Below are 5,730 nucleotides of genomic sequence, written 5' to 3' on the forward strand. Positions count from 1 at the left end.
TCTTCCAGCTGCTGACGCCCTTTGCATTGCTGGCCGGCCTGGTGAGCCTGGGCATGATCGTCACCCAGGGCGCGGCGGTGATCGCCGGGCGCACCACGGGGCCGGTGGCCGAGCGCGCCCGCCGTTACGGCACGCTGGCGGCGCTGGTCACCATGGTGCTTTTCGCGCTGGGGGGCGTCTGGGCCGCCTTCGGGCTGGATGGCCATGTCATCACCAGCGCCATCGTGGGCGACGCGCCCATCAACCCGCTGGCCAAGAGCGTCGAACTGGTGCGGGGCGGCTGGCTGGCCAATTACGCCGCCCATCCCTGGATGATGGCCGCGCCGGTGCTGGGCTTTGCCGGGCTGGCGCTCGCCGCCATCGGCTTGCAGGCACGCTGGGGGCTGGCGACGCTGCTGGCTTCGAGCGCCGCTATTTTCGGCATCATCAGCACTGCGGGGCTGTCGCTGTTTCCCTTCCTGCTGCCGTCATCGAGCGAGCCGCGGGCAGGGCTGACGGTGTGGGACGCGACATCGAGCCACCTGACGCTGTTCATCATGCTGCTGGTGACGGCGTTCTTCCTGCCCATCATCCTGATCTATACCAGCTGGGTGTTTCGCGTCATGCGGGGCAAGGTGACGGCGCAGGCCGTCGAAAACAGCCCCCACGCCTATTAGGAGCGCGCCATGTGGTACTTTTCGTGGATTTTGGGCCTGGGCCTGGCCTGTAGCTTCGCCATTCTCAACGCCATGTGGTTCGAAATGCGCGAAGACCGCCGCCCAAAGCGTGAGCAGAAACAGCCATAGCACGCAGCGCATGGCTGAAAGGGCCATGGTGAATGAATCATGAAGGCGGACGCCGGGAGGGGCGCCCGCTTTTTTCTTGAAAAACAGCGTGTTGGCGGAAGGGGTTACCCCAGGAGGCAAGGGCGGGGCGCGGAGCGATTGTGGCGAGATTATTCCTAATGCTTGCGCCCAATGCATAACGGATGTGCAACAAGCCCATCTTCTAATCACGACAGGGCGGGTCTACATAGAGGTCATCAAACGAAGGGGAACCGAAAATGAACATCCGCCAGAAAATCGCTCAATTCGCCCAGTATCAGCGCACCCTGCGCGAGCTCAATGCTCTTGACGCCCGTCAGCTCAATGATCTCGGCATCACCCGCGGCGACATCAAGAACATCGCTCGCGGCACCTACACCAACTAAGCCTCGCTTGGTTCTGTAAGTCGATGAAGGCGTCCATCCGGGCGCCTTTTGTCGTTTCCGGGGGTCAGCGCACCAGATCGGCAGTGGTGCAGCCCAGGGCGCGGACCAGCTCGTCGGGGCGGATGCGGATTTGCAGGCCCCGCTGGCCGCCATTGAGAAAAATCTCATCATAGAGCAGCGCCAGTTCGTCCAGCGCCGTGGGCACGGGCTTGCGCTGGCCCAGCGGGCTGATGCCGCCCACCTTGTAGCCGGTGAGGCGCTCGGCGGCGTCGGGCTTCATCATATGGGCCGATTTGCCGCCCAGCGCCGCAGCCAGCTTCTTCATGTTCACTTCCTCGTCCGAGGGCACGATGGCGCAGACCGGCTTGCCGTCGAGCTCGGCCATCAGCGTCTTGAACACCTCTCCCGGCGCCACGCCCAGCGCCTCGGCGGCCTGGAGCCCGACGCGCTCGGCATTGGGGTCGTAGTCGTAAGTGCCCAGCGAAAAGGGGATGCCGGCTTTGGTGAGCGCCAGGGTGGCGGGAGTGGTCTTGGACATGGACTCTTTTTAGCGCTTGGCGGTGTTTGGGCAAGATGGGTCAGAAAATCGCCCGCTCGCGGTTGACGATTTCGGTGAGGAAATCGGAGACCAGGGCGACGCGGCGCACGCCCCGCAGATCCTCATGCAGCACGGTCCAGTAGCTGCGGATGAGGCGATGATCGGGCAGGACCGGCACCAGATGGGCATCGTTCCGTGCCATGAAATCATGCAGGATGCCGATGCCCGCTCCGGCGCGCACCGCCTCGGTCTGGCCCATGGAGGAGGAGACCGCGATGGTGGAGCGCCAATCCTTGAGAAATTCGGCGGTGTAGTCGAGCGAGGCGGTATAGAGCAGGTCTTCGACATAGCCCACGAGGCGGTGCTGGCTCAGCTCGGCCAGGCTTTGCGGCGTGCCGTGGCGGGTGAGATAGCCCTGGGCGGCGTAAAGGCCCAGCCGGTAATCGGTGAGCTTGCGCGCCACCAGCCGTCCCTCGCGCGGCCGCTCCAGGGTGACGGCGATATCGGCCTCGCGGCGCGAGAGCGAAAAGGCGCGCGGCACCGGCACCAGCTCCACGCGCAGGCCAGGATGGCGCGCCACCAGTTCGGGCAGGCGCGGAGCCAGAAAGGCCACGCCGAACCCGTCCGGCGCGCCGACGCGCACCGTGCCCTCCACGGCACTGTCGGCCCCCGCCGCCTCGGTGGCGGCCAGGCTGGCGCTCTCCATGGTCTCGGCAAAGCCCAGGAACCGCTCGCCCTCGGCGGTCAATTCGGTGCCATTGGTCTTGCGGCGAAACAGCGTGCTGCCCAACGCCGCCTCAAGCGTATTCAGGCGGCGGGCCACGGTGGCGTGGTTGAGCCCCAGCGCCCGCGCCGCGCCCAGGATCTGGCCACTGCGCGCCACCGCCAGAAAGATGCGGGCATCGTCCCAATTCATTGCGGCCTCGCTTTGAGCTTTAATTTTCGCACAACAGATGCAAAATCTATCGCGTTGATCCTGCGAAATTGTAGTGCAAAAACGCTGGGAGCAAAAGGAGGCTTCCATGCGCACTATCGGCCATTTCATCGACGGCGTCGAAACCAACGGCACCAGCACGCAATTCCAGGATGTGTTCAACCCCGCCACCGGCGAGGTGCAGGCGCGCGTGGCGCTGGCCACTCCGGCCGAGCTGGAGGCCGCTATCGCCTCGGCCGCCGCCGCGCAGCCGAAATGGGCCGCCACCAATCCGCAGCGCCGGGCGCGCGTCTTCTTCAATTATGTGGCGCTGCTCAACAAGCATATGGACGAGCTGGCCGAATTGCTGAGCGCCGAGCATGGCAAGACCTTCGACGACGCCAAGGGCGACGTGCTGCGCGGGCTGGAAGTGGCCGAATTCGTCGCTGGCGCGCCGCATCTGCTCAAGGGCGCCTTTACCGAAGGGGCCGGTCCGGGGATCGACATGTATTCCATGCGCCAGCCCATCGGCATCGGCGCCGGCATCACCCCGTTCAATTTCCCGGCCATGATCCCGCTCTGGATGCTGTCGCCGGCCATCGCCTCGGGCAATGCTTTCATTTTGAAGCCCTCCGAGCGCGATCCCTCCGTGCCGGTGCGGTTGGCCGAGCTGGCCATCGAGGCCGGCCTGCCCAAGGGCGTGCTCAACGTGGTCCAGGGCGGCAAGGAAACCGTGGACGGCATTCTCCAGCATGAGGCCATCGGCGCGATCAGCTTTGTCGGCTCCACCCCGATCGCCCGCTATGTCTATGCCACCGCCGCCGCGCATGGAAAGCGCGTGCAGGCCTTTGGCGGCGCCAAGAACCACATGATCATCATGCCCGACGCGGACATGGACAAGGCCGCCGATGCGCTGATGGGCGCCGGCTATGGCGCGGCGGGCGAGCGCTGCATGGCCGTTTCGGTGGCCGTGCCGGTGGGCGACGCCACGGCAGACAAGATCATCGAGGCGCTGTTGCCGCGCATCGAAAAGCTCAAGGTCGGCCCCTATACCGACCGCGCCTCGGAAATGGGCCCGCTGGTGACCGCCGCCGCCAAGGCGCGCGTGCTCGGGCTGATCGACAAGGGCGTGGAGCAGGGCGCCAAGCTGGTGACCGACGGGCGCGGCTTTGCGCTCCAGGGCTATGAAAACGGCTTCTTCGTCGGCCCGACCCTGTTCGATCATGTCACCACCGACATGGATATCTACAAGGAAGAAATCTTCGGGCCGGTGCTGAGCGTGGTGCGCGCAAAGACCTATGAGGACGCGCTGGCGCTGCCCTCGAACAATCCCTATGGCAATGGCGTGGCCATCTTCACCCGCGATGGCGACGCGGCCCGCGATTTCGCCTCCAGGGTCAATGTCGGCATGGTCGGCGTCAACGTGCCGGTGCCGGTGCCGGTGGCCTATCACAGCTTCGGCGGCTGGAAGGCCAGCGCCTTCGGCGACCTCAACCAGTATGGCACCGATTCCATGCAGTTCTGGACAAAGGTGAAGACCGTCACCACCCGCTGGCCCAGCGGCATCAAGGAAGGCGCGGAATTCCAGTTCCCGACGATGAAGTAAGGCTCTCCCAACGCGCCTGTCGCCCCCAGGAATTGTGCCGGTGTCGCCATCTCAGCATGGTTCCCGGCGCGAAGGCCGGGATGACATCGGCGGTGGAGACGGTTTGTGAATGACAAAGGCCCGGTGATCGCTCACCGGGCCTCTTTTATTTCCAGCGCGGGGAGGTGCGTTGGAAATTTCGCTTGAACTCAGACGATGCCGCTCGAGCCGGCTTCCACGGCGGGGCGGATGTCGGCGACTTTCTGGCGGTAGCCGGCGGCGCGATAGGTGGCGAGCAGATCGATGGCGCCGCCCGCTTCGAAGCGGGCCATGGCCAGGATCGGCTCGACATCGGTGCGGAAGGCGGTGCGCAGCGCCTGGGTGGCGGCCAGCGCGTCATTGGCCTCCTGCGCCGCCTTCAGACCCTTGCGGTCCACCAGCAGCGCCTGGGCATAGGCGCGCTGCACGTCGGCGGCCGAGAGCATCAGCGACTCGATCGGGTCGGTGACGTTGTGGCTCTGGTCGAGCATGTGCGCTGGGCGGAAACCGGCGTCGCGGCTTTCGATATCCACCAGCTCATTGAAGACCAGGAACAGCCGGAACGGATCGATGGCGCCGGCGTCCAGATCGTCGTCGCCATATTTGCTGTCGTTGAAATGGAAGCCGCCAAGCTTGCCGAACTGGGCGAGGCGGGCGACGATCATCTCGATATTGACGTTGGGCGCATGATGGCCGAGATCGACGAGGCAGAACGCCTTTTCGCCCAGCTCGCGCGCGATGATGTAATTGGTGCCCCAATCCTGCACCACGCTGGAATAGAAGGCCGGCTCATACATCTTGTGTTCGGTGAACACGCGCCAATCGTCGGGCAGGGCGGCGTAAACCGCCTTCATCGAGTCCAGATAATGCTCGAACTGGGTGGTGAAATTGGTCTGGCCGGGGAAGTTGGAGCCGTCCCCGATCCACACGGTCAGCGCCTTGGAGCCGATGGTCCGGCCGATCTCGATGCATTCCAGATTGTGCTCGATGGCCTGCTGGCGCGTGGCCGCGTCGGCGGCGGAAAGCGAGCCGAACTTGTAGCTCTGGATCTGGCCGCGCGCATCCGCGAAGGTGTTGGAATTCATGGCGTCGAACCCAAGATTGAAGCGGCTGGCCGCCTGCTTGAGCCGGTTCGGATCGGCCTTGTCCCACGGGATATGCAGGGAAATGGTGCGCGTCGCCTGCGTCAACTGGGCGATGACGGCACAATCCTCGATCTTGTCGAAGATGTCGCGCGGCTCGCCCGGGCCGGGAAAGCGGGCAAAGCGCGTACCGCCGGTGCCCACGCCCCAGGAGGGAACGGCGACGGAGAACGCGGCCACCTTGGCCTTGATGGCGTCGATGGCGACGCCGCGCCGCTCGAGCCGCTCGCCCAGGGACTCGTAGTCGCGGCGCAGATCGGCCTCGCGCTTGGCGTTTTCGGCGTCGACGGTGGATGGGTCGATGATGTGTTCGGTCATTTATGC

The 5,730-nt window shown here is 65.1% G+C and carries 7 protein-coding genes; 4 read left to right on the forward strand and 3 right to left on the reverse strand.

All coding sequences use genetic code 11. The annotated features are described in order from the left end of the window. The 3 genes from cydB to VDP82_RS12925 form a co-directional block, all read left to right on the forward strand. Positions 1-656 (forward strand): cytochrome d ubiquinol oxidase subunit II (cydB, locus tag VDP82_RS12915; RefSeq protein WP_323015256.1); only part of this gene is annotated, 656 nt, incomplete at its 5' end. A 9-nt stretch (positions 657-665) separates the two neighbouring features. Further along, on the forward strand, positions 666-785 hold the full coding sequence (gene cydX / locus VDP82_RS12920) for a cytochrome bd-I oxidase subunit CydX (protein WP_323015257.1): 120 nt from the start codon (positions 666-668) through the stop codon (positions 783-785). Positions 786-1,042: 257 nt separating this feature from the next. Continuing rightward, entirely contained in the window at positions 1,043-1,189 is a 147-nt protein-coding gene (locus VDP82_RS12925) for a DUF1127 domain-containing protein (RefSeq protein ID WP_323015258.1), read from the forward strand. Positions 1,190-1,253: 64 nt separating this feature from the next. On the opposite strand, the gene ybaK is transcribed toward VDP82_RS12925, so the two are convergent. After that, a complete protein-coding gene (ybaK, locus tag VDP82_RS12930; RefSeq protein WP_323015259.1) occupies positions 1,254-1,727 on the reverse strand; it encodes a Cys-tRNA(Pro) deacylase in 474 nt (157 codons plus the stop codon). 40 nt (positions 1,728-1,767) lie between these two features. Further along, positions 1,768-2,643 (reverse strand): LysR family transcriptional regulator, encoded by an 876-nt coding sequence (locus VDP82_RS12935; protein WP_323015260.1) that lies wholly within the window; start codon positions 2,641-2,643, stop codon positions 1,768-1,770. Positions 2,644-2,749: 106 nt separating this feature from the next. On the opposite strand from VDP82_RS12935, the gene VDP82_RS12940 reads away from it, so the two are divergent. Continuing rightward, a complete protein-coding gene (locus VDP82_RS12940; protein ID WP_323015261.1) occupies positions 2,750-4,246 on the forward strand; it encodes a CoA-acylating methylmalonate-semialdehyde dehydrogenase in 1,497 nt (498 codons plus the stop codon). Positions 4,247-4,434: 188 nt separating this feature from the next. Here the strand turns inward: VDP82_RS12940 and rhaI are convergent, their stop codons facing one another. Beyond that, a complete protein-coding gene (gene rhaI, locus VDP82_RS12945) occupies positions 4,435-5,724 on the reverse strand; it encodes an L-rhamnose catabolism isomerase (RefSeq protein WP_323015262.1) in 1,290 nt (429 codons plus the stop codon). Positions 5,725-5,730: the final 6 nt, after the last annotated feature.

The sequence above is a fragment of the Devosia sp. genome, from assembly GCF_034675085.1.
GTDB lineage: Bacteria > Pseudomonadota > Alphaproteobacteria > Rhizobiales > Devosiaceae > Devosia.

Excerpts from the sequence above, each read along its gene's own strand:
- cydX (WP_323015257.1), top strand. The coding sequence starts at position 666 with ATGTGGTACTTTTCGTGGATTTTGGGCCTGGGCCTGGCCTGTAGCTTC.
- VDP82_RS12925 (WP_323015258.1), top strand. The coding sequence starts at position 1,043 with ATGAACATCCGCCAGAAAATCGCTCAATTCGCCCAGTATCAGCGCACC.
- ybaK (WP_323015259.1), bottom strand. The coding sequence starts at position 1,727 with ATGTCCAAGACCACTCCCGCCACCCTGGCGCTCACCAAAGCCGGCATC.
- VDP82_RS12935 (WP_323015260.1), bottom strand. The coding sequence starts at position 2,643 with ATGAATTGGGACGATGCCCGCATCTTTCTGGCGGTGGCGCGCAGTGGC.
- VDP82_RS12940 (WP_323015261.1), top strand. The coding sequence starts at position 2,750 with ATGCGCACTATCGGCCATTTCATCGACGGCGTCGAAACCAACGGCACC.
- rhaI (WP_323015262.1), bottom strand. The coding sequence starts at position 5,724 with ATGACCGAACACATCATCGACCCATCCACCGTCGACGCCGAAAACGCC.